Raw genomic sequence first — 21,888 nt, 5'->3', positions numbered from 1 at the left:
TGCCCTTCCATGGCTGACATCCATTCTCGCTGGCGAGGAGTGGGCCATGCCGCCAATTCGGCGCCATGCGACACCCCCACCCAAAGCCGGGCACGGTCCATCTTGTCGGAGCCGGTCCGGGTGACCCCGACCTGCTGACCCTGCGCGCTGCCCGCCTGATCGGCGCGGCCCACCTGATCGTGCATGACGGACTGGTCGATCCGGCCATTCTGGCCATGGCGCGGCCCGATGCGCGGCTGGTCTCGGTCGCCAAGCAGCGTGCCCGGCACACCATGGCACAGGACGATATCAACGCCCTGCTGGTGCGCGAGGCGCTGCGCGGGCACGATGTCGTGCGGCTGAAAGGCGGTGATCCCCTGATCTTCGGGCGCGGCGGCGAGGAGGCAGAGGCCTGCCACGCCGCCGGTGTCCCGGTCGAGATCGTGCCCGGCGTGAGCGCCGCGAACGGTGCTGCCGCGGCTGCCGGGATTCCCCTGACCCACCGCGATGCCGCCAGCGTGGTCAGCTTCGTCGCCGGCCAGTGCAAGGGCCTTTCCGAGCAGGACTGGTCCGGTCTTGCGGGCAAGGGCCGCACGCTGGTGATCTACATGGGCGTATCGACTGCGCCCCAGATAGCCGAGAAGCTGATGGCTGACGGTCTGGCACCCGATATGCCGGTGGCAGTGATCGAGAACGCCGCCCGCCCGCAGATGCGGGTGCTGCGCGGGCTGCTTGCTGGCCTGCCGGATCTGGTCGAGCGGGCACTGGTCAAAAGCCCCGCCCTGATCGTGATCGGTGAAGTCACCGCCCGCGACAACCTCGCCGTAGCCCGAATTGCCGAGGAAGCCCTGCCATGAAAATCCTGACCGGAAATGATCTGAAGACCGGCGCCGTCACCTGGTGGAACGGCCATGACTGGTCGCTCCATGTCGAGGACGCTGTCGATGTCGGCGACCGGGCTGACGAGATCGCCCGCCGCGAGGAAGCCGCGCGCCGGGTCAACGCCTGCTACGCCATCGATGCCACCCGAGACGATCGCGGGGTGCGCCCGGCCCATATCAAGGACCGCGTGCGCGCGCTCGGCCCGACCGTCCGCCCCGACCTGACTCTCAAACCGGCCGAACCCGATATCGGCAACTGGGTGATCTGACATGTACCGCTATGACCACTATGACCAGGCGATGGTCGATGCGCGCGTGGCCGAGTTCCGCGACCAGACCCGTCGCCGCCTCGAAGGCAAGCTGACCGAAGACCAGTTCAAGCCGCTGCGGCTGATGAACGGGCTCTACCTGCAACTGCACGCCTACATGCTGCGCGTGGCCGTGCCCTATGGCACGCTCAGCAGCGCGCAGATGCACGCCCTAGCCGATATCGCCGACAAGTATGACCGGGGCTATGGGCACTTCACCACCCGGCAGAACATCCAGTACAACTGGATCAAGCTGGAGGATGCGCCGGACATTCTGGCCGACCTCGCCGCAGTGGAAATGCATGCGATCCAGACCAGCGGGAACTGCATCCGCAATATCAGTTCCGATCATTTCGCTGGCGCTGCTGCTGACGAGCTTGTCGATCCAAGGCCTTACGCTGAACTGCTCAGACAATGGTCGAGCTTCCATCCGGAATTCAGCTTCCTGCCGCGCAAGTTCAAGATCGCCGTGATCGCCTCGAAAACGGATCGTGCGGCGATGAAGCTGCACGATATCGGGATCGAGATCGTGCAGAACGAAGCAGGCGAACTGGGCGCCGCATTCTACGTTGGCGGCGGCATGGGCCGCACTCCGATGGTCGCGCCCTGCATCCGCGCCTTCGTGCCGCTCGACCAGCTGATTACCTATTCCGAGGCCTGCCTGCGCGTCTACAACCGCTACGGGCGGCGGGACAACAAGTACAAGGCGCGGATCAAGATCCTCGTCCATGAACTGGGCGCGCAGGAATATGCCCGCCAGGTGGAGGAAGAGTTCGCCCACCTGCTGAGCCAGGGGATCGAGCCGCCCACGGCCGAGCTGGAGCGGATCAAGCCCTATTTCGCGGACCCTGCCTTCCAGGACGCATCGGGTGACCGGCTTGACCGGAGCGATCCCGATTTCGCGCTCTGGGTTGATCGCAACACCCATCCCCACAAGGTGCCCGGCTACGTTTCGGCCGTCATCAGCCTGAAGCCGGTCGGCGGCATTCCCGGCGATGCCACGGCTCGCCAGATGCACGTGATGGCGGAACTGGCGAAGTCCTATTCATTCGATGAATGCCGGGTCATGCACACGCAGAACATCGTTCTGCCGCATGTCCGCAAGGCCCAGCTCTACACCCTGTGGCAGACGCTCGAAGCCGAAGGACTGGGCAGCCCCAACCTCGATACGATCGAGGATATCATCGCCTGCCCCGGGCTCGACTATTGCAGCCTGGCGAACGCCCGCTCGATCCCGGTGGCGCAGAAGATTTCCGCCCGCTTTGCCGAGACCGGCAAGACCGCTGCCCTCGGCGAGCTGAAGCTGAAGATTTCCGGCTGCATCAACGCCTGCGGGCACCACCATGCCGGCCATATCGGCATCCTCGGCGTCGACAAGAAGGGGGTGGAAAACTACCAGCTCCTGCTCGGCGGCAGCGAGGCAGCCGATACCTCGCTCGGCAAGATTACCGGCCCCGGCTTCGACGAGGACGGCGTGGTCGGCGCGGTCGAAACCGTGACCGATGTTTACCTGCGCGAACGCACCGACGGCGAGCGCTTCCTCGATACCTACCGTCGCATCGGCATGGAGCCGTTCAAGGAGGCGCTTTATGGCTGACACCAATTTCCCTGCCCGGGAGGGGCTGGGCGTGAGCCCTGACGAAGTGCAGTTCCGGTTCCGCAGCGACGAGCCGGTCGATCATGCGGCGGTGACGGTCGATTCCTTCCTCGACCAGTCGAACGCCACTGCCGTGCGGATCGAGCCGGGTGACGATGCCCGCGCGCTGCTGCCTCATCTTGACCGGATCGCGTTGGTGGAAGTCAATTTCCCGGTGTTCGGCGACGGGCGCGGCTATTCCTCCGCCCGGATCCTGCGGGAAGCGGGCTTTGCCGGCGAGCTGCGCGCGGTGGGCGACTTGCTGGTTGACCAGATCGGCTTCCTGCGGCGCTGCGGGTTTGATGCCTTTGCCCCGGACCAGCCGATCAATCCGGAAGACGCGAATGCGGCGTTCGGCCGCTGGCCGGAAGTCTACCAGCCCACCACCGATGGCCGGGTGCCGATCTGGCAGCTGCGCCATGGCGCGAGCCATGGCTGAGGCCGATCCCGTCCGCCTGCGTGACCGGATCGACACCGGCCCGCGCTTCACCGAGCATGACGCAATCCGCCTGAACCGGATGTTCCGTGGCTCCGACACGCGCGAAATGCTCCGAGCGGTTATTGCTGACGGGCTGGCGGGCGACATGGCGGTGGTTTCCAGCTTCGGCGCGGAAAGCGCAGTGCTGCTGCATCTGGTGGCCGAAGTCGACCCGGCCCTGCCGGTGCTGTTCCTCGACACGGGCAAGCATTTTGCCGAGACGCTGACCTACCGCGACACGCTGGCATCCCGGTTTGGCCTGACTGCTCTCCGGATCCTGAGCCCGGACCCGGCTGACCTCTCACAGCGGGATGAAACCGGCCTGCGCTGGTCCTACGACCCTGACGGCTGCTGCGAAATCCGCAAAGTACGGCCGCTGGCACGCGCTCTGGCCGGACTGGATGCCACCATCACCGGGCGCAAGGCGTTCCAAGCGCAGACGCGGGCCAATCTGCCCCGGTTCGAGCTCGACACCAGTGACGGCCACGGCCGCCTCAAGATCAACCCGCTGATCGACTGGACCGCCGAAGACATCGCGCGTCATTTCACCGCGCACGACCTTCCCCCGCACCCGCTGGTCGAGCAAGGCTATCCTTCGATCGGCTGTTCGCCGTGCACGAGCAAGGTCGCACCGGGAGAAGACCCGCGTTCGGGCCGCTGGAAAGGCTGGGACAAGACCGAGTGCGGCATCCACACCGACGGTGCAACCAGCGATCTGCCGCCGGGTTACGAGCCGTTCCTGTAAAGCAACCAGGGCACCGGAACGACATGGCGTTCCGGTGCCCCGGTCAGCATTGGCTTGCAGGTAAATCAGGCCTCGATGCGCTCGACCGTTCCGGTCTTCCCTTCGGGATCAGTCGAGGTCCACACGCCATCCTCTCCCACGGTTTCGCTGTGGCAGACTTCTGCCGCCCCTTCCTCGTCCCCGGTCGTGCAATATTCGTTCGGCGATTTCTGGACCCACCTGCCGGTCTCGGTTTCGCCGGTCGCGGAAGTTGAGGTGTAGGTTCCGTCCGGGCGGACTTCTTCGGTGAAAACCGTGCCATCCTGCTGGGTGATCTTGAACATACCGGTGGAAGGACCACCATCGGCGGCCACCGTTGCCGCTGCCGGGGCGGCTGCCGGCTCCTCCGCGGCTACGGGTTCAGCCGGGGCTTCCGACTGGGAACAGGCAGAGAGCGCCGCAAGCGCGGCTACAAGTACGATCTTTTTCATGAGTATCCCCTTTCAACGTGACGCAGAAGGGCGGCCGTTCCCGCCAGTGCGACTCGCGATCCCGCCGGAAGCTTACGCCTTCCACGCTGCTTGGAAAGCTAAAGCCGAATCGGGACCGTGACCCCTTAATCAAACCTTTCACAGGTCGTCCTGTATCGCAGCACAGCGCAGGAGACCCGACATGTCGCCGATCGACATTCGCAAGACGCTGCCGGTGAACGCCGCCCCGGCGATCTCCGGCCACACCCAGGCCACCGAGAGGCCTCGCCCACAGGCTGCGACATCCGCCGGAGCCGGTGCCGAAGGTGTGCAGGTGGAGCTGGGCGCAACGCCCGACAGTGCCGCCCCCCCGGTCGATCGTGAACGGGTCAACCAGATTCGCGACGCCTTGCGCGAAGGCAGCTATCCCATCGTTCCCGCGAAGATTGCCGATGCCATGATTGCTGCCCGGCTGGTCCTCGGGGGCCAGGCATGAGCTCCGCCATGACCGCCGAACATCTGCGGCAGATGATTGCCGTGCTGGAGGCAGAGCGGCAGGCCCTTGCCACCCTTGACCTCGACGCGCTGCTGGCCACCGCGCAGCGCAAGCAGGGTCTGTGCGCTGAACTGGAGCCGGCCAGCCCGGCAGCGCCAGACGCCGAATGCCGCGCCCTGGCGGAGAGCGCACGGGCGCTGAACGAGGTAAACCGCCGGGTTCGCAACCTCCTGGCTGCACAAGTTTCCGCCCGGATCGATGCACTGGTCGACCGGCCCGGCACCTACCGGGTTGCCCGCGTGGCCTGATCGCCGGGCAAACTGGCACACCCCTTGCTGTGCATGGTGACGAACCATTGCCGCAAGGGAGCCCGTCGTGGGCGAAAGCCGAATAGAGTCTGTCCGTCCCTCTGCCGCACCGCTTCCGGTGCGCGCGGCGATTGCCCATGGCGCGGGGCGGACGGGTATCGGCTTCGACTTTCTGTTGGCGCAGGCGCGGATCGAATCCGGCCTCGATCCCGATGCCAAGGCGCGCACATCCAGCGCCACAGGACTGTTCCAGTTCATCGAAAGCACCTGGCTCGCCACTGTCCGCAAGCACGGCGCTGCGCATGGGCTTGCCCCTTATGCTGCGGCCATCGGGCAGGGCGCCAACGGCCCCTATGTCAGCGACCCGGCGATGCGGCAGCAGATCCTCGGTTTGCGCCACGATCCCGCGCTCGCCTCGGTCATGGCCGGGGCACTGGCGCAGGACAACCGGGCTGAACTGATCCCGGTGCTCGGGCGCGAACCCGATGCAGGCGAGCTCTATCTGGCCCATTTCCTCGGCTCGGGCGGGGCCAGCCGGTTCCTCTCCGCGCTCCAGTCCGACCCGTCCCAATCCGCAGCCGCACTCTTTCCCAGGCCAGCTGCCGCCAACCGCCCGATCTTTTTCGAGCGCGACGGCACGGCCCGCTCGCTGAGTGAAGTGATGGACCTGATGCGGGGCAAGATGGCGCAGGCGATGGACGCCGGCCCGGTGTCCGGCCATCCAGCCTTTGCTGCTCCTGGCCAGCTTGCTTCCGCCGTCCCTGCGCCCTTTCTCGCGGCGCGGAACGGTTTTGCCGGCGCAGCCAGCGGTTTTGCCGATAACCGCCCTGCCCTGCGCCCGATCAGCGAGCTTCTGGCCCAAGGCTTCACCGGATCGCCCGGCCAGGCCGGTGATCACGCCCGCCGTGCCTATGCCACGCTGCGGAGCTTCGGGCTGTGAGCGCGCGGCTGGCCGGCCTGCCCGGCGCATTCGCACTGCCCGCAGGCATCCTGGCGCTGATCGTGCTGATGGTCCTGCCGATCCCGGCTTTCCTGCTCGATCTGTTCTTCGTGCTCAACCTGGCCATTTCGGTCATCATCCTGACCACCGCACTCAATGCCCGCAAACCGCTCGATTTCTCGTCCTTCCCCAGCGTACTGCTGTTTGCCACGCTGCTGCGGCTGGCGCTCAACGTCGCCTCGACCCGGGTCGTACTGGTCAACGGGCACGAGGGAGAGGACGCCGCCGGCCAGGTCATCGCGGCCTTTGCCCAGTTCATCATCGGCGGAAACTTCGCCGTCGGCCTGTTCGTCTTCGCGATCCTGCTGATCATCAATCTGGTGGTGGTGACCAAAGGCGCGGGCCGCATATCCGAGGTGTCCGCACGGTTCGTGCTGGATGCCCTGCCCGGCAAGCAGATGGCGATCGACGCCGACATCGCCGCAGGCCTGCTCACGCCCGATGAAGCACGCGCGCGCCGGTCCGAGGTGTCGGTCGAAGCCGATTTCTACGGCTCGATGGATGGTGCTTCCAAGTTCGTGAAGGGCGATGCCATCGCCGGACTGCTGATCCTGGCGGTCAACGTGTTTGGCGGGTTTGCACTGGGCATGATCGCGCATGGCATGGGCGCGGGCGAGGCAGGGCAGGTCTATGTCTCGCTCGCAGTTGGCGACGCGCTGGTGACCCAGGTGCCGGCGCTGCTGCTGTCCATCGCTGCGGCTGCGATCGTGACCCGCGTCACCGATTCCCGCGACCTGGTTGGCCAGATTGGCGGGCAGGTGGCCGAACCGCGCGGCTGGCTGCCGGTAGCCGCCGTGCTCGGCGCAATCGGGCTGATCCCGGCCATGCCGCAGACGCTGTTCCTTCCGGCGGCGGCCATCTGCCTGCTGATCTGGCACCGCCTGCGCCGCCGGGCAGAGACTCCGGCGGAACCGGCCTTCGCGGTCGACGAAAACCGGCCCGACGTGTTTGGTATCGCGGATGTGACCGACCACACGCTGGTTGCGCTCGAGCTCGGCTATGCCCTGGTCCATCTGGTGGACGAGGCGCGCAAGGCCCCGCTGCTGCCGCGCCTGACCGGCATCCGCAAGCAGCTGTCGCGCCAGTTCGGCTTTGTCCTGCCCCAGTTCCGGGTGGCCGATGCGCTCGAACTTGGGCCGCGGGCTTACCGCGTGCGGCTGGGCGGGGTCACGCTGGGTCAGGGCGAGGTCCGGCCCGACCGGCTGCTCGCCATCGACACTGGCGAAGTGCCCGCCGGCGCGGCCATGGCAGGCGAGGCCACGCTTGACCCGAGCTTCGGCTGCCCCGCCCTGTGGATCGACCCCGCCACCCGCGAAATCGCGGTGGCGGAAGGTTATCTGGTGGTCGATCCGGGCACGGTCATCGCCACCCATCTCAACCAGTTGCTGCTGGCGCGGATCGAAGCGCTGCTGGGGCCGGAAGAAGTCCGCGCGCTGCTCGATACGCTGCGGGAAAAGGTGCCGGGGCTGGTCGAGGCGATTACGCCTGAGCCGCTGTCGCTGGCGGCACTGACCCGCTTCCTGCGCGCACTGGTGGCAGACGGCATTTCCCTGTCGCATCCCGGCCCGGTGTTCACCAGCCTTGCGCTGGCCCTGCAGAAAACCCACGATTTCAATACCCTGATCGACCATGTTCGCACCGATCTGGGGGGCTGGATCGTGGGCCAGGTTTGCCCGCCCGACCAGCAGCTCCAGGTTGCCACGCTCGATGCAGGGCTGGAGGCGGCCATCCTTGGCGGGATGACCGATCCGGCCACCGGCCAGCCGCTGATCGATCCTGATTGCGGGCGGATGATTGCCGAACGCATGGCCGCAATCGTGGCGCAGGCTGACGTCCCGGTCGCCCTGATTGTCCAGCCGCCCGCGCGCCGTGCACTGGCCGCGCTGCTGCGCAACCGGGTGCCCCGCGCACTGGTGCTTTCGCTCCAGGAACTTCCCGTAACCCAGCCGGTCAACGTGCTCGACGTGATCGGCGCCCCTGCCATCAACCCTGAACCGGAGATGCTTGCCGCATGAAGCAAGACCACAACCAGTTTGCCGATGCCCGGCTTCATGTCCCGCCTGCCCTGGTGGAAGACCGCGTGCGCCGGTTCATGCCGCTGGTCCGCCGGGCAGCATGGCACATCCACGGCATGGGCCGCGACGGGATCGAGGTGGAGGACCTGATCCAGGCCGGCCTGCTCGCCCTGACCGAATGCGCGCGCCGCCATGGCCTTGCCCCGGATGACGGATTTGCCGCCTATGCCAAGCTGCGGGTGCGCGGCGCGATGTTCGACCTTGTCCGCCGCACCATGCCCGACAGTCGTGGCACGATACGGCGGCGGCAGGCCTACGACGCGGCCGTGGCGCGCCTCACCGGCCTGCATGGCCGCCCGCCTGCCCCCGCCGAACTGTGCGCCGCGCTGGAATGTGACGAAGCGGCGCTGCGGGCGATGCAGCAGGGCCAGACAGCACTGGTGGCACTGGATGACTGCCTTGACGACTCCAGCATGGCCTTCGCCGACGACGGCCCTGACGCGTTCGAGCAGCTCGCCGCACTCGATGACAGGGCGCGCCTGGCCTCCGCGATGGAGGCGCTGCCGCAGCGGCTCCAGCTGGTTCTCCAGCTGTTCTTTGTCGAGGAACTCAACCTTACCGAAATTGCCGACGTGCTGGAGGTCAGCGTGCCGCGCGTGCACCAGTTGCGGGCGCAGGCGCTGGCAAAGCTCAGGGTGATGCTGGCAGACCTGGCAGACCTGGCGGACTGAGCCACCGGATCGGTCAACTTAGGCGCTATTTCTGGAGCAGGGCCAGCACGTCCGCGAGATCGCGTTCAATCCCCGCCAGACGTTCCGGATCAAACCGGGTCAGCGACGCCATGACGTCCGCCCGCGCCCCGCCGTAGAACTGCACCAGGGCGCTCCGCAGCGGATTATCCGAAGCGACCCCGCCGAGCAGGGCGATCAGTGCCGATCCGGCCTGCTCCAGCGCGCCCGCTCGCTGCGCCCGCCCATCCTGCGTCCGCGCGCGGGCAAGTGCCGCAATGGCACGTTCCAGGCATAGCCGGGTCAGCCCGGCCCCGTCGCTTCCTTCAATCCGGGCGTCGAGATCGACCCGGCGATAGGCCGTGGCGGGATCATCCAGCAAGGCCAGCATGTCACTGGCTCCTTGCCGTCCACATGTCGATCTGCGTGCGCAGGAACGACAGGGTAGAATTGGAGGATGCGACGCGGGTATCGGCCGAGACGAATTCGCGGGTCATCCGTTCGCGCAGGCGTTCCTGCTGCTCGGCGATCTTGTCCAGCGCATCGGCGTTGCGCTGAAGCTGCGCGCTGTAGCGCGCTTCGGAGCCTGCCAAAGAGCCCGGGTCCGCGCGCGAGGAGGCGGTGCGGGCGAGCCGGTCGACCGTTGCAAACACACCGAACAGCCCGGTGGTGAACATCGCCGCAGCGCCCTGCGGGCTCTCAGTCAGCGTTCGGTTCAGGCGGTCGCTGTCCAGCCGGAAACTGCCATCGCGGTTGAGCGAAAGGCCGAGGTCTCCCAACGTGCGCGGCTCGCCAGTGGCGGCGTTGGGCATGACCACTGCGGCCGAAAGGGAGGCAAAGGCACTGCGCAAGGCCCGCAGGCCGGGGTCGGACCCAAGGTCGCCCGCCTGCGGATCGCCCAGAGCGCGGACCTGCCCGGCGATATCGTTCAGGGCGGCGACGAGATCCCCCATCACCCCGGCCACTTGGCCGCTGCGGTCAGCAAAACCGATCGTGGTCGGCGCGCCGGTGTTTGTCCCGCGCAGGTCGAGCTGGATGCCGGCGGGAAGATTGGTCACCCGGTTGGTCGGGCTGGTCATCGCCACGGTATCGAGCAGGAAGGCGGCATCCTGCGCGCCCTGGCGCAATTGCCCGCTATCCGAAGCAGGGTTCCAGCCAAGGCCGTCGAGCGGCCCGGCGCTGCCGGTGTTGGTCACTTCGACGATGAAGCCGCTGGCGCCGCCTTCACCGCCCTTGAGCACCAGTTCGGGGCCATTGGTTCCGTTGGCGACATAGGCGCTGACCCCGGCATTGGCCGCAGTGATGCGCGCGGCGACTTGCTCCAGCGTTTCGCCTGCCGCCACGGTGAATTCCAGCGGGTTCCGGCCGCTGTCAGCCGTGAAGCCTCCATCGGCCACCGAGCCGAAGCGTATCGTCAGCGCGCCCTCACCAACCGGGTCTGCGGCGCTGGCCGGGCCGGGCAAGGCCAGCACCTGGCCCTGGGCCAGCCGTGTCACTTCCAGGCTGTAGCTGCCGCGTGGGCTTGCTCCCGGCGCGACCGAGACTCCGGCCACTGCCGGGCTGCCGATCGTCGCCTGCGGGGAAAGATCGCCGGTGCGGATCCGCTCGCCCAGCGCCGAGGCAAGCTGGCTGAACTGCCCGCGCAACTGGGCAGCGGCAGAAACGCGCGCTTCGAGCTGCTCGTTGCGGGATTCGAGCCGCGCAATCTGGGTGGCATAGCGGGCTTCGGCCAGGTCGCTCGCGAGCTTGACCATATCGACCCCGCTGCCGCCGCCGAGCCGCGAGACCAGTGAGGATGTGCTGCTATCCATGCCGGGTAGAACGTCCTGCGCCCATGGGGGTTAACCCCCGGCCAGCCGACCTTCGGCATCGAACCGCAGGGTCAGCGGTACTTCCACCTGCGGACGCGGCGGATGGTCTCCGCGCTTCAGTGCCATCACGAAAGCCACCAGCGCGGCAATGGCCACATAGAGCTCCTCCCGGATCACCTGGTTCTCGCGCGTGGTGAAATAGACCGATCGCGCCAGGGCAGGATACTCCAGCACCGGCACGGCAAATTCCGCAGCGAGTTCGCGCATGGCCAGCGCCCTTTCCCCCCGCCCCTTGGCCAGCACGATGGGTGCCGGAGCCAGCGCCGGGTCATAGGCCAGCGCCACGGCGAAGTGTTGCGGGTTGACCAGCACGAACTGCGCCTCGCGCACCGCTTTCGACACCCCGCCGCGGGCCATCTCACGCTGGCGCTGGCGCTGGGCGGCCCGCTGCTCGGGCGAACCTTCGGCTTCCTTGCTCTCGTCACGCATTTCCTGAAACGTCATCTTGAGCCGGTTCTGGCGCCGCACATACTGGATCGGCCAGTCTACCAGCGCGATCAGGGCAAGGCCGAAGGTCAGGATAAGCAGCAGATCGAGCCCGGCCTGCCATGCGGTGCCGAGCTGGGTTTCCAGATCGCCCCGGCCGAGCCCGAGCAACCCTGCAATCGCCCCGCTCGCCCACCACCACGCGAGCGCGCCGAGCAGGCCGATCTTGAGCAATCCCTTGCCCAGTTCGATCAGGCCCTGAACGCCGAACATCCGCTTGAGGCCTTCGAGCGGATTGATCCGCGAGGCCTTGGGTGCGAGGCTGGCACCGACCCAGCGCCCTTCGCCGAACAGCAGTTGGGAGGCGACCGTGGCCACCAGCACCACCAGCCCGATCACCAGCACCGGGGGCAGGACCGCCTTCATCGCCAGCACGACCATGGTCAGCGGGGTAAAGCGCTCCAGCTCCGCCTTGTCGAAGCTGAGGCCGGCGCGCATTGCGCCTTCCAGCCCGGCCAGCAACCATGGCCCGGTCGCCACCAGTGCAGCAAGGCCTGCCACCATGGCCACCGCCGTTGCCAGCTCTTTCGAGCGGAGCACGTCGCCCTTCTGCGTTGCATCACGCAGGCGCTTGGCGCTGGGGGCAAAGGTCTTTTCGCCGGGTGACTGCTCGCTCATGGCAGCAGTACGCCTGCAGCCTGTTCCACCGCGATGCGGGACACGTCGGCGAATTGCTCGACCACTACTGGCAGGACTGCAATCAGAGCGGCAATGCCGGCCAGCACGCCTGCGGGAAGGCCCAGCGCAAACAGATTGAGCGACGGGGCAGACCTGCTCAGCACCCCGGTGGCGATCTGGACCAGCAGCAGGACCAGCACCACCGGAAGGGCGATGGCCGCCGCCGTTGCCAGCATCTGCCCGCCGAACATCACGATGCGCTTCATGGCCTCGGCGCTCAGTGCCAGCGGACCGGGCGGCACGGCGCGATAGCTTTCCAGCAGCAGCTCGAACCACAGCAGGTGCGCGCCAAGGCCCAGGAATACGAAGATCAGCGTCAGGCTGAACATCTGACCGATCGCACCGGACTGCGAACCACTGGCCGGGTCAACCGAAGTTGCCATGGCCATGCCCATAGTGCCGGCGATCTGTTCGGCCGCGATCAGCGGAATGGCAAAGGCGATCTGGAGCACGAACCCGAGCGCGAAGCCGGCCACCACCTCTTGCAGCAGGGCGACCATGCCGGCCATGCTCAGCAGATCGGGCAGCGGCGGCAGTGGCATCCACTGGTGGATGAAGACCGCCAGCACGACCCCGAAGAAGGCACGCAACTGCACCGGCACGCTCATCGCCCCGAACAGCGGCGCGGCCAGCATCGCCGCCCCTGCCCGGACGGACAGGAACAGCACTTCCGGCAGCTGCTGCTCAAACAGCGCAAAGGCGATGGTGGCGGCCTGCATCAGCGCGCCAGGGTGCCGATCTGGGCGAAGATTTCACGCAGGAAGTCGCTCAGAAGGGCCATCATCGACCCGCCCATCAGCACCATGACCAGCGCGATGATTGCCAGCTTGGGGACAAAGGTGAGCGTCTGTTCGTTGACCGAGGTGGCGGCCTGGATGATCCCGACCACCAGGCCGACAGCCAGCGCAGCAAGCAGGATCGGACCGGCAATCAGCGCCGTGGTCCACAGCATCTGGTCGATCAGGCCGAGCAGCGAGGCGTCGTCGTTCATCGCCTGTGCCCCCTCACCCGAAACTCATCGCGAGGCTGCCCATCAGCAACGCCCAGCCATCGACCAGCACGAACAGGAGCAGCTTGAACGGGAGGGAGACGATCGAGGGCGAGAGCATCATCATGCCCAGGCTCATCAGCACGCTGGCGACCACCAGGTCGATCACCAGGAAGGGCAGGAACAGCATGAAACCGATCTGGAACGCGGTTTCCAGCTCGCTGGTCACGAACGCCGGCAGCAGGATGGAAAACGGCACGTCGTCAGGGCTGGCGAAGGATCCCGCACCGGCGATGTCGGCGAACATGGCGAGGTTGGTCTCGCGCGTCTGGCTCATCATGAAGGCGTGGAACGGCTCGGCTGCGGCAGCGATGGCCTGCTCGCCCGAAAGGGAACCTGCGGCATAAGGCTCGATCGCCAGCGCGTTCACCTGCGCGAGGGTGGGGGCCATGACGAACAGCGAGAGAAACAGGGCCAGCCCGATCAGCACCTGGTTGGGCGGGCTCTGCTGTAATCCCAGCGCCTGCCGCAGGATCGAGAGCACGATCAGGATGCGGGTAAAGCTGGTCATCATCAGCACGATCGCCGGGAGCAGCGTGAGCAGCCCCATCAGCAGCAGGATCTGCAGCGACAGCGATAGCGGCGTTGCATCGCTGGTGGGCGAGGCTGCCAGCGCCCGGTCGAGCGCCCCGCCCAAACCCGGTTGGGCCAGTGCCGCATCGGGCAGGGCCAGCGCGGCGATCACGCCAAGCAGGATCACGAGCCGGACAATCATTGCCCGTGCTCCTCAGAGGTCGGCACATCCGCCAGCCGGGTCAGCCCGTTGCGTGTGCAGCCGAGCAGGATTTCCCGCCCGCGAAACTCCACCACCGCCAGTTTGAGGCCGGGGCCGAGGAAGGTGGTTTCAACCAGCCGTGCCCGTTGCACACGCCCCGCATTGGCGCCGGTCAGTTTCTGCTGGACCCGCTGGGTCAGTTTCAGGCTGCCCCAGATCATCAGCCCCAGCAGCGGGACCAGCAGCAGCATCTTGGCAAGATACCAGCCCATCACGCAGCCTCCGACACCGGCGCATCGGTGGCGCGCCGGCCCCCAATCAGCTCCACGATCCGGAGGGCAAACCGGTTGTTCTCCGCCACGATTTCCGCCTTGGCGATGAGGCGGCCGTTGACCAGCACGTCGAGCGGCTCGTCGGTCAGGCGGTCGAGCGCCACCACCGAATCCTGCCCAAGGGCCATCACCTCGCGCAGGGCCAGCTCGGTCCGCCCGAGCTCCACGCTCAGGCTCACGGTGACCTCGCCGATGAGGCCGAGATCGGCCGGATGGTTTGTCATGTCAGGTCTCCTTGATCAGTTGATCTGCGTCAGGCGCAGCGCGACCCGCTCGTCGAGCGTGCCGACCGTACCCGCCGCAATGATGCGCTGGCCGATTGCGAGCGGAACCTCGCGGCGGATGGAAAGAGGAATGCACTGCCCCGGCTGGAGCGCAGCCAGCTGGGCAAGCGGCAGACGCAGCTCTGCCAGCACCGCGGTGAGCGGGAGCGGGATCGCACCGAACGGTTCGGCATCCGGCCCGCGCATCGTTGCGGGTGCCGGTGCGGCACTACCCCCGGCGCGGGATTCCAGCACGGCACGCATGGCGGCTTCCGGCACTGCGAGGCGCAGGCTCCACGGGTCCTGCGCCTGCTGCTCCACCGTAAAGCTCCAGCTCAGGCAGCGTTCGTTGCGGCGGAACACGCCCAACCTGCGGAAGGCGGCTTGCGAAGCGATCAGCGGCGCTTCCCCTTCCTGCCCGCACAGCCGCGCCAGGGTCTCGGCTACGGCGCAGACCAGCCGCTCGACCGACAGCACCGCCGAATTGGGCAAGGCCCTGGGAACATCGTCCTGCCGCCCGCCGCGCCCGCCAAACAGGCGGTCGGTCAGTGACAGCGCGGCGGCGTTATCGAACGAGATGACAAAGCGCGGCGCATTCCGGCCCAGGGCAACGGAAAAATGGATCGATGGCGTCGACCAGGTACTGGCCAGTTCCCCGGCGGCCATGCCTTCGGCCGGCCAGTCGGAAACCATGACCCGTGGCCCGGCCAGCAGGGCCTGCAACCGCTCTGGCAGGGACAGCGCCAGTTCAGCCGCGAACTCGGCACTCGCGGCCGCCATGTCGAACGGCGCCTGCGCCCGGCCGAGCAATTCGGCGCAATGCTGCGCCGCGCGGCCCTCCGCGACAAAGTCGTGCTGCGCCTTCACTGGACGAGATACGAGCGGAAGTGGACCGCATCGACACCGCCGAAACCTTCCTGTTCGGTCAGGACGCGATTGATCGCCTTGACGAGCCGTTCCTGAAGCCGCTTCTTGCCGGGCTCCGTGAAGGCATCTTCCTCCGGCGTGGAAGCCAGTTCAACCAGCACCGCCGAACGGATCGCCAGCTCGTGTCGCTTGAGCCACTGGAGCACGCGCCCGTCATATGTGGTGGAAACAGCCAGTGTAAGCTGGACCAGCCCGGTCGAATCCTTGAGGTTGGAGGTGAAGCCTTCCTCGAAGCTGTAGTAGAGGCGGCGGTATTCACTGCCCCCTTCGCCATAGACCGGCTCGACACCGGCATCCTTGTCCTTGGTATCGGCAGGCGGCGCGTAGGGATCCTCGCCCCCCTTGGCGACCGGGCGGGGCAGATCGGGCCCGGCGTCGACGTGGCCGCCCAGCAGCCCCATGGCAAAGGCACCATACGCCCCGCCCGCACCCACCGCGAGCATGGCAACCGCGATCATCACCAGCTTCATCTTGCCGCCCGACTTGGCGGGTTGTTCATCGTTTGCCTTGGCCTTGGCCATTGCTGTTCATCCTTGCAATTGGAGGGATCAATCAGGCGAAGCGGCCCTGCCGCTCGCGGGTTTCTGCTGCGCTGTCGCTGCCGTCAGCAGAGGCTGGCGGTTCGCCGAAGGACTGGCCTGGGCGCATGTGTGACGGGGTGCCGCGCCGACCAGAGCTGCCGGTGTCGGCCTGCCCGGCCTGCGCCGAGCCGCTGCCCTGTTCGCTGCCGCGCTGGCTGGCCTCTTGGCCGCGCTGGTGCTGTTCGCCGGGACCGGCCGAAGCCCTGTCGGCGAGCGCGGCAATCATGGCCGGGGCCAGGCCCGGATCGCGCCCGGAAACCGTGGCCCGCATATCGCCGTCGAGCTGGTCGATCCGGATCGCCACGGCACCGAATTCGGCATGGCGCAAGGTCAGGTCGCCCCGCGCACCTTTGCCGGCTTCGCGCGCCTGGGCGAGTGCTTCGACCAGTTGCTCCAGCTGGGTGCCAGCAGTCGGCTGAGGCTGGGGCGCAGGCGATTGGACCGGCACAGATGATACAGGCGATTCCCGCACCGGTGCAGCTATCGCCAGCGCCTCGACCACCCTTACGGGAACCGGCGCTGCTTCCACAGTTGGAAGGGCACCCACGGGCGCAGCCATCGGCCTGACCGGAGTTTCGCTATCGGGCTGGTGATCGTCTTCCGGCAAAAGCTGCGCTTCAGCAGGCTGCGCTTCTGCCGCAGGCGAAGCCTTCGGCATGAAGGGCGCAGGCGCCCCCGGAAGCGGAGCTTGCGCTACGGGCTCGATGGCGGGGTCCAGCCCTGACGGAAGCGGGGCCAGAAGCGCGAAAACCGGATTGAAGGCCGCAAGATCTGCTGTCACGTTTGCCTCATCCGGCAAATCCTTGCCGGTCGGCTCTGCCGCATCCGGCAATTCGCTGCCGGCCTGATCGGCCACAGGCATCTGCGCATCCATGGGCATCGATGCCATGAGCGGGGAAACATGCTCAAAAAGCGCGGCCAGCAGCTCTGGAAAGGCCTTTTGCGGCCCCTCCACAGACATGGCAGGTGCTTGCACCGGCTGGGCGGGCGGGGCTGGCGCTAGGACAGGCAGATTGAGCAGATACATCAGAAGAGCCCCCGTGGTTTCTGACTGCTATCCAGCAAGCTCCGTGCCATTTGCTGTTCATCGGCCTTGCGATCGGCGTGTTGACGGCGTTCGCGGACCCGTTCGAGGCGGCGGTCAGCCTCGGCAAAACCGGCGCGGGCCACCGTTTCCGCCGCGCTGGCACGCTCGCCCATCCGCCGCGCATCGCTCACCAGACTGGTCAGGCGTGCCTGGAAGGCCAGCACGGCGGCCAGCCCGGCGCCGTCAAGCGTGCCGCCCGCAAGCGCGCCGCCGCCTGCCAGCATCCGGCTGCGGGAGGCGATGTCCTCCATCCGGCGCTGCTCGGCGCGTGTCTCCGCCAGCCGGGTCAGGGCCTCCTGACGCTCGACCGCGTGCAGCCGTTCAAGCCGGGCCAGCAACCTGCGGGAACGCCGCAGGTCAGGCATCGGCCATGATTGCCCGCAACTGGCAGATGCTGTCCGCCAGGTCGGCCCGCTCCTGCGGTTCCTGCTGGAGGAAGGCATCGAGCGCCGGTTTCAGGGCCATCGCCCGGTCAAGCTGCGGGTCGGCCCCTGCACGATAGGCCCCCATCATCACCAGATCGCGGTTGGCGTGCCAACTGGCCATCAGGGACCGGAACGCCCGTGCGGCTGCGCGGTGCTCCGGTGCCGCAATGGCGTCCATGACCCGGCTCAATGAGGCGGGAATGTCGATGGCGGGATAGTGTCCCTGCTGAGCCAGTTCCCGCGACAGGACCAGATGCCCGTCGAGGATGGCGCGGGCCGTATCGACCACCGGATCGGCCTGGTCATCGCCATCGGCCAGCACGGTGTAGAAGCCGGTAATGGACCCGCCACTGCCGGCTGAATTGCCCGCCCGCTCGACCAGCCGGGTAACCGCCGCCAGGGCCGACGGGGGATAGCCGCGCGCCGCGCCGGGTTCGCCGAGCAGAAAGCCGATCTCCCGCGCGGCATGGGCAAGGCGCGTCAGGCTGTCGAGGATCAGGAGCACCTTGAGCCCCTGGGCGCGAAAGTGCTCTGCCACCGCGCAGGCATATTGTGCCCCGCGCAGGCGCAGGTTGGGCGCATGATCGGCCGGAACCGCGACCAGCGCGGTGCGCGATCCATGCGGCCCGGCCAGATGGCGGCGGGCGAAATCGGAAACTTCGCGCGCCCGCTCCCCCACAAGGGCGATCACGGTCACGTCGGCCTGCCCCGCATCGGCGATCATGTCGATCAGGACCGATTTGCCGACCCCGGAACCGGCCATGATGCCGACCCGCTGACCCACCCCGACCGTCGTCAGGGCATTAATCGCCCGCACCCCGCAATCGAACGGCTGCGTCACCGAGGCGCGCTCCAGCGCCCCTTCACGCTTGCCGCCCAGCGGCCAGAGCGCCTCGCATTGTGGCCGCGGCCCCCCGTCGAGCGGGCGGCCGTTGCCATCGACTGCACGGCCGAGCAGGGCTTCGCCCACCCGGACCATGCCGGGGCTGCCTTCGCTGCGCACCAGCGCACCCGGGCGCAACATGGCACTGTCGCCGAGCAGCATCATCAGGCTGTGACCGGCGCGGAAGCCGATCACCTCGGCAGTGCTTTCGGGCGTATCATGATCTCCGGCGATGCGGCACAGCGTGCCGACCGGCACCGGCAACCCGGCCACCTCGATAAGCCCGCCATCGCAACGCACCACCCGCCCCAGCCGCATCGGGGCGAGGTCGAGTTTGCTGGCGGCCATGCGCCCAAGCTCGCGCTCCAGCAGGCCGATCACTGGCCGAGCGCCTCGGCAATCAGCCGCCGCCATTCTTCCGGCCCATCGGCGAAGACACCGTCCGGCCCTTCAAGGCGCAAGGCCCCGCGCGGCAGGCCCGGATCGGGCCGGATGGTCCAGCCCGCCACAGTTTCGGCCGAGAGCAAGGCAAGATCATCCGGATGGAGCTGGAGCGCCAGCGGGGCCGTAGCCTCACCCAGCTGCGTCGCCAGGTATGCGCAACGCTGCTCGAGTGCTGCCCGGTCAATCCGGGCAGGCTCGATCACCTGTTCGCACAGGGTCGCAACCGTTGTCGCCAGGGCCTGCCGCAAGGCGAGCGCGGCCTCTGCATCAAGCCGCGCAAAGGCCAGCGCCAGCCGGCCCTGCGCTACGGCGGCGACTTCCTGTTCCTCCCGGCATTGCACCCGCGCGTCTTCCGCGCCTCGCGCATAGGCCTCGGCCAAAGCTGCCGCCACGGTGTCCTGCTCATCCGGTTCTGCAACCGGCTCCGGCACAGTCGGCGCGCGGACCTCGTCTCGAAATCCGTGCGGCTGGCCGAGGGCGGCGATCCAGCCGGGCACCGGGTGCGGCGTTTCGTCCCGCCACAGGTCAGACAAATTCGCCATCGCCTGCCCCCAGTGCGATCTCGCCTTCGTCGCGCAGGCGGCGTGCAATTTCGATCACGGCCTTCTGGGCGGCCAGCACGTCCTTGCGCTTGACCTTGCTGAGCATCTCGATTTCGTCGCGCACGCCGTCCGCAGCGCGGCTCGACATGGCGGCGAAGAATGGCCCGCGGTCGGCCTCCTCCAGGCCCTTGAGAGCGGTGACCAGCTGGACGTTGTCGACATCGCGCAGCAAGCGGCCCATCGACTGAGTATCGAGCACGAACAGCATTTCGAAGGTCAGCATTTCAGCCTCGATCGCCTTGGCGAGCGGGCTGTCGCGGCGTTCGATTTCCGGCATGACGGTGCGGCCGACCTCGCCCCCGGCAAGATTGATCAGGTTCGCGGCTTCCCTTGCGCCGCCCATGGCCAGGGCCGCTGAGCCGAACCTGTTTTCGATCTGCGCCGAAAGCACGGTGTCGAGCAAGGCAACCGCTTCGCCGGTCACCTTCTCCAGCCGCGCCACCCGTTCCACCACCATCGGCTGCAGCCCCGCCGGCAGGGTGGCCAGAACTTCGGCCGATACGTCTGCATCCAGCATGAGCAGGAGCACTGCAATCACCTGCGGATGCTCTTCCTCGACCAGCCCGGCCAGCACGGCAGGGGCAAGCCAGCGCCCAATCTCGACTGCCTGCGGCTTCGCTTCGGGGATGATCCGCTGCATCAGGCTGTCGCCCCGCACCGGACCCACTGCACGGCCGAGCAGGGCACCGACCCGGGCTTCACGACCTGCGGCAGGCAGGGCCGCATTGTCAGCCTCGGCGACGAACCCGGCAATCGCCTCGGCGATCCGCTCCGGTTCGACTTCGCCGAGCCGGACCATGGCCGTGCCGACCCGCTGCAATTCGTCCGGCCCGAGCTGCGACAGCAGCGCCGCCGCCTCCTCTTCGCCGAGCAGCATGAGGAACACAGCGGCGCAGTCACTGGCGGCAATCGGTTCGAGCATCGTCATCGTTCAGTTCCCTGTGCCGGTGCGGCAAGCATTCGCTGGAGCGCGACCACCGCCCGGTCCGGCTGCTCGACCGCCAGCTGGCGGGCGAGCGCGACCTGTTCGCGCAAGGCATCACCAGTCAGTGCGGGCGGATCTTCCGCCGTATTCTCGACGTCGATTTCATCATCGGCAGTTTCGACCGCCGGCTCGCTCTTGCCGCGCAGGATGGCGAGCAAGGGCCGCACCCCGAACAGCAGCACCAGCAGCAGCGCCAGCATGGCCGAGCCGTATCGCAGAGCGGTGGCGAACCAGCCGGTTTCGTAGAACGGCGGGTCTTCCAGCGTTGCCGGTTCAAACTTGCCGACCATCACGTTGACCTGGTCCCCCCGGTCAGCATCCGCGCCGACGGCGGCTTCGACCAGCGCGCGCAGGCGGGCTTCGTTGGCCGGGGCAATCTTCTTGAGTGCTTCCTGGCTGACCGCCACCGCCACAGAAATCCGCGCCACCCCGCCCGGGGCGACACTGGTGACGGCGACCTCGCGCCCCAGGGCATAGCTGCGCTGGGCGCTGGTTTCCTCGTCCGTACCGGGGGCGCCGGGCTGGCCCGGAGTGCCCTCCGGAGCGCCGGGCACCAGTTCGGGGGGGGCTGGGGGAGTGTTGGCGAGCACGCCGGGCACGCCGCCGACCGCGCCGGCGGCCGCACGCAGGGACCGGTTCTCCGCCTCGGTCTGGATCACCCCTTCCTTGTCGTAGGTTTCCCGCGCCGAGGTGCTCTCCTCGCGCGCCAGTTCCACCTGCACTTCGCTGGAAAAGTTGCCTTCGCCCAGCAGCGGGATCAGCAGCTTGTCGAGCTGTTCGCGCAGCTTGGCTTCGTGCTCGCGCTGGAGGGTCAGGCCATCAGCCGCGCCGTCGCGCACCGAGGAGAGCAGCCGCCCGTTCTGGTCGACCACCCGCACCATATTGCCCTGGAGCCCCGGCACCGAAGCGGCAACGAGATTGGTGATTGCATCAACCTGATCGGGCGTCAGGCTGCGCCCGCGCGCCAACCGCACCATGACCGAGGCGCTGGGCGGCGAATTCTCGCGCACGAACACCGATCGTTCCGGCGTGGCCAGATGGACCCGCACCGCCTCGATCCCGTCAATCTCCTGGATTGTCAGCATGAGCTCGCGCTCGCGCGCCAGTTTCAGCCGTTCACCCTCCAGCGTGCGGCTGGCCCCCAGCGGAATCGTATCGAGCATGGCGGTGCCGCTCTCAGGCGTAGCCAGCGCGGTCTCGCTCGCCACCAGCATGCGCGCGCGGTAGAGGTCGTCCTCTCCCACGCTCAGCGCGCCGGTCGCATTGTCGATGGTATAGCCGATCCCGGCCGTATCAAGGGCGGCGACCACTTCAGCGCGCTCTCCATCACCCAGCGAGGAATAGAGCGTGCGCTGCGGCCCTTCGGCCAGCGCGAGATAGAGCAGCCCTGCCCCGCCCAGCGCGCCGAGCCCGGCCAGCGCGGGCAGGCTGCGTTTCAGGGCCGGCTGGGCCAGAAATGCCTGAGCGCGCCCGCGCCAGTCGCCGGGTGCGGGCAGCATGGAATCGAGCAGAACCGGTGGAGGGGCGGTATCGGCCAT

The 21,888-nt window shown here is 67.6% G+C and carries 27 protein-coding genes; 10 read left to right on the top strand and 17 right to left on the bottom strand.

Annotated features, from left to right (window positions below):
• Positions 1 to 65: 65 nt before the first annotated feature.
• Genes cobA through U4960_RS06560 form a run of 5 tightly spaced genes read left to right on the top strand, consistent with a single transcriptional unit; the run spans position 66 to position 4,027 of the window.
• Complete coding sequence (cobA, locus tag U4960_RS06580) at positions 66 to 836, top strand: uroporphyrinogen-III C-methyltransferase (RefSeq protein ID WP_324262769.1); 771 nt, start codon at positions 66 to 68, stop codon at positions 834 to 836.
• A complete protein-coding gene (locus tag U4960_RS06575) occupies positions 833 to 1,129 on the top strand; it encodes a DUF2849 domain-containing protein (protein ID WP_324262768.1) in 297 nt (98 codons plus the stop codon). The genes cobA and U4960_RS06575 overlap by 4 nt, the downstream gene beginning before the upstream one ends.
• Before the next feature lies 1 nt (position 1,130).
• Positions 1,131 to 2,765: a nitrite/sulfite reductase gene (locus U4960_RS06570; RefSeq protein ID WP_324262767.1), complete on the top strand. Its 1,635-nt coding sequence runs from the start codon at positions 1,131 to 1,133 to the stop codon at positions 2,763 to 2,765.
• Entirely contained in the window at positions 2,758 to 3,243 is a 486-nt protein-coding gene (locus tag U4960_RS06565; RefSeq protein WP_324262766.1) for a DUF934 domain-containing protein, read from the top strand. Before U4960_RS06570 ends, U4960_RS06565 begins: the two co-directional genes overlap by 8 nt.
• On the top strand, positions 3,236 to 4,027 hold the full coding sequence (locus U4960_RS06560; RefSeq protein WP_324262765.1) for a phosphoadenylyl-sulfate reductase: 792 nt from the start codon (positions 3,236 to 3,238) through the stop codon (positions 4,025 to 4,027). The genes U4960_RS06565 and U4960_RS06560 overlap by 8 nt, the downstream gene beginning before the upstream one ends.
• 65 nt (positions 4,028 to 4,092) lie before the next feature.
• On the opposite strand, the gene U4960_RS06555 is transcribed toward U4960_RS06560, so the two are convergent.
• Entirely contained in the window at positions 4,093 to 4,497 is a 405-nt protein-coding gene (locus U4960_RS06555; protein ID WP_324262764.1) for a hypothetical protein, read from the bottom strand.
• A 181-nt stretch (positions 4,498 to 4,678) separates the two neighbouring features.
• Between U4960_RS06555 and flgM the strand changes: the two genes are divergently transcribed.
• The 5 genes from flgM to U4960_RS06530 all read left to right on the top strand — a co-directional run bounded on the left by flgM (position 4,679) and on the right by U4960_RS06530 (position 9,026).
• Positions 4,679 to 4,972, top strand: coding sequence for a flagellar biosynthesis anti-sigma factor FlgM (gene flgM / locus U4960_RS06550; protein WP_324262763.1), 294 nt, complete (start codon positions 4,679 to 4,681; stop codon positions 4,970 to 4,972).
• Positions 4,973 to 4,980: 8 nt separating this feature from the next.
• Complete coding sequence (locus tag U4960_RS06545; RefSeq protein WP_324262762.1) at positions 4,981 to 5,280, top strand: flagellar protein FlgN; 300 nt, start codon at positions 4,981 to 4,983, stop codon at positions 5,278 to 5,280.
• A 67-nt stretch (positions 5,281 to 5,347) separates the two neighbouring features.
• Positions 5,348 to 6,220 carry a lytic transglycosylase domain-containing protein gene (locus U4960_RS06540; protein ID WP_324262761.1) on the top strand — a complete coding sequence of 291 codons (873 nt, stop codon included), beginning with the start codon at positions 5,348 to 5,350 and terminating at the stop codon, positions 6,218 to 6,220.
• A gap of 68 nt (positions 6,221 to 6,288) precedes the next feature.
• Positions 6,289 to 8,295: a flagellar biosynthesis protein FlhA gene (locus U4960_RS06535; RefSeq protein WP_324263074.1), complete on the top strand. Its 2,007-nt coding sequence runs from the start codon at positions 6,289 to 6,291 to the stop codon at positions 8,293 to 8,295.
• On the top strand, positions 8,292 to 9,026 hold the full coding sequence (locus tag U4960_RS06530) for a sigma-70 family RNA polymerase sigma factor (protein WP_324262760.1): 735 nt from the start codon (positions 8,292 to 8,294) through the stop codon (positions 9,024 to 9,026). Before U4960_RS06535 ends, U4960_RS06530 begins: the two co-directional genes overlap by 4 nt.
• 25 nt (positions 9,027 to 9,051) lie before the next feature.
• Here the strand turns inward: U4960_RS06530 and U4960_RS06525 are convergent, their stop codons facing one another.
• From U4960_RS06525 to fliF, 16 genes are all read right to left on the bottom strand, one after another.
• The gene (locus tag U4960_RS06525; protein ID WP_324262759.1) at positions 9,052 to 9,414 is read right to left on the bottom strand and encodes a flagellin; all 363 of its coding nucleotides are present in this window, start codon (positions 9,412 to 9,414) and stop codon (positions 9,052 to 9,054) included.
• Position 9,415: 1 nt separating this feature from the next.
• Positions 9,416 to 10,834, bottom strand: a complete 1,419-nt coding sequence (fliD, locus tag U4960_RS06520; RefSeq protein ID WP_324262758.1) for a flagellar filament capping protein FliD — start codon at positions 10,832 to 10,834, stop codon at positions 9,416 to 9,418.
• A gap of 30 nt (positions 10,835 to 10,864) precedes the next feature.
• Entirely contained in the window at positions 10,865 to 11,998 is a 1,134-nt protein-coding gene (locus U4960_RS06515; protein ID WP_324262757.1) for an EscU/YscU/HrcU family type III secretion system export apparatus switch protein, read from the bottom strand.
• A complete protein-coding gene (locus tag U4960_RS06510; RefSeq protein ID WP_324262756.1) occupies positions 11,995 to 12,777 on the bottom strand; it encodes a flagellar biosynthetic protein FliR in 783 nt (260 codons plus the stop codon). The genes U4960_RS06515 and U4960_RS06510 overlap by 4 nt, the downstream gene beginning before the upstream one ends.
• Positions 12,777 to 13,049 (bottom strand): flagellar biosynthesis protein FliQ, encoded by a 273-nt coding sequence (fliQ, locus tag U4960_RS06505; RefSeq protein WP_324262755.1) that lies wholly within the window; start codon positions 13,047 to 13,049, stop codon positions 12,777 to 12,779. Before fliQ ends, U4960_RS06510 begins: the two co-directional genes overlap by 1 nt.
• 13 nt (positions 13,050 to 13,062) lie before the next feature.
• Complete coding sequence (fliP, locus tag U4960_RS06500; protein ID WP_324262754.1) at positions 13,063 to 13,821, bottom strand: flagellar type III secretion system pore protein FliP; 759 nt, start codon at positions 13,819 to 13,821, stop codon at positions 13,063 to 13,065.
• Positions 13,818 to 14,093, bottom strand: a complete 276-nt coding sequence (locus U4960_RS06495; protein WP_324262753.1) for a flagellar biosynthetic protein FliO — start codon at positions 14,091 to 14,093, stop codon at positions 13,818 to 13,820. The genes fliP and U4960_RS06495 overlap by 4 nt, the downstream gene beginning before the upstream one ends.
• On the bottom strand, positions 14,093 to 14,377 hold the full coding sequence (gene fliN, locus U4960_RS06490) for a flagellar motor switch protein FliN (RefSeq protein ID WP_324262752.1): 285 nt from the start codon (positions 14,375 to 14,377) through the stop codon (positions 14,093 to 14,095). Before fliN ends, U4960_RS06495 begins: the two co-directional genes overlap by 1 nt.
• Before the next feature lie 15 nt (positions 14,378 to 14,392).
• Complete coding sequence (locus tag U4960_RS06485) at positions 14,393 to 15,283, bottom strand: FliM/FliN family flagellar motor switch protein (protein WP_324262751.1); 891 nt, start codon at positions 15,281 to 15,283, stop codon at positions 14,393 to 14,395.
• The gene (locus U4960_RS06480; protein ID WP_324262750.1) at positions 15,280 to 15,864 is read right to left on the bottom strand and encodes a flagellar basal body-associated FliL family protein; all 585 of its coding nucleotides are present in this window, start codon (positions 15,862 to 15,864) and stop codon (positions 15,280 to 15,282) included. Before U4960_RS06480 ends, U4960_RS06485 begins: the two co-directional genes overlap by 4 nt.
• A gap of 31 nt (positions 15,865 to 15,895) precedes the next feature.
• Positions 15,896 to 16,798: a hypothetical protein gene (locus tag U4960_RS06475; RefSeq protein WP_324262749.1), complete on the bottom strand. Its 903-nt coding sequence runs from the start codon at positions 16,796 to 16,798 to the stop codon at positions 15,896 to 15,898.
• Between the two features lie 152 nt (positions 16,799 to 16,950).
• A complete protein-coding gene (locus tag U4960_RS06470; protein WP_324262748.1) occupies positions 16,951 to 17,376 on the bottom strand; it encodes a hypothetical protein in 426 nt (141 codons plus the stop codon).
• Entirely contained in the window at positions 17,369 to 18,700 is a 1,332-nt protein-coding gene (locus U4960_RS06465; protein WP_324262747.1) for a FliI/YscN family ATPase, read from the bottom strand. The genes U4960_RS06470 and U4960_RS06465 overlap by 8 nt, the downstream gene beginning before the upstream one ends.
• Positions 18,697 to 19,305 carry a FliH/SctL family protein gene (locus U4960_RS06460; protein ID WP_324262746.1) on the bottom strand — a complete coding sequence of 203 codons (609 nt, stop codon included), beginning with the start codon at positions 19,303 to 19,305 and terminating at the stop codon, positions 18,697 to 18,699. The genes U4960_RS06465 and U4960_RS06460 overlap by 4 nt, the downstream gene beginning before the upstream one ends.
• Positions 19,289 to 20,293, bottom strand: a complete 1,005-nt coding sequence (locus U4960_RS06455) for a flagellar motor switch protein FliG (RefSeq protein ID WP_324262745.1) — start codon at positions 20,291 to 20,293, stop codon at positions 19,289 to 19,291. Before U4960_RS06455 ends, U4960_RS06460 begins: the two co-directional genes overlap by 17 nt.
• Positions 20,290 to 21,888: a flagellar basal-body MS-ring/collar protein FliF gene (gene fliF, locus U4960_RS06450; protein ID WP_324262744.1), complete on the bottom strand. Its 1,599-nt coding sequence runs from the start codon at positions 21,886 to 21,888 to the stop codon at positions 20,290 to 20,292. Before fliF ends, U4960_RS06455 begins: the two co-directional genes overlap by 4 nt.

Source organism: Altererythrobacter sp. H2, from assembly GCF_035319885.1.
Lineage (GTDB): Bacteria > Pseudomonadota > Alphaproteobacteria > Sphingomonadales > Sphingomonadaceae > 34-65-8.
The sequence above is the reverse complement of the archived record's forward strand: the minus strand, read 5'-3'. Positions and strand labels throughout refer to the sequence as shown.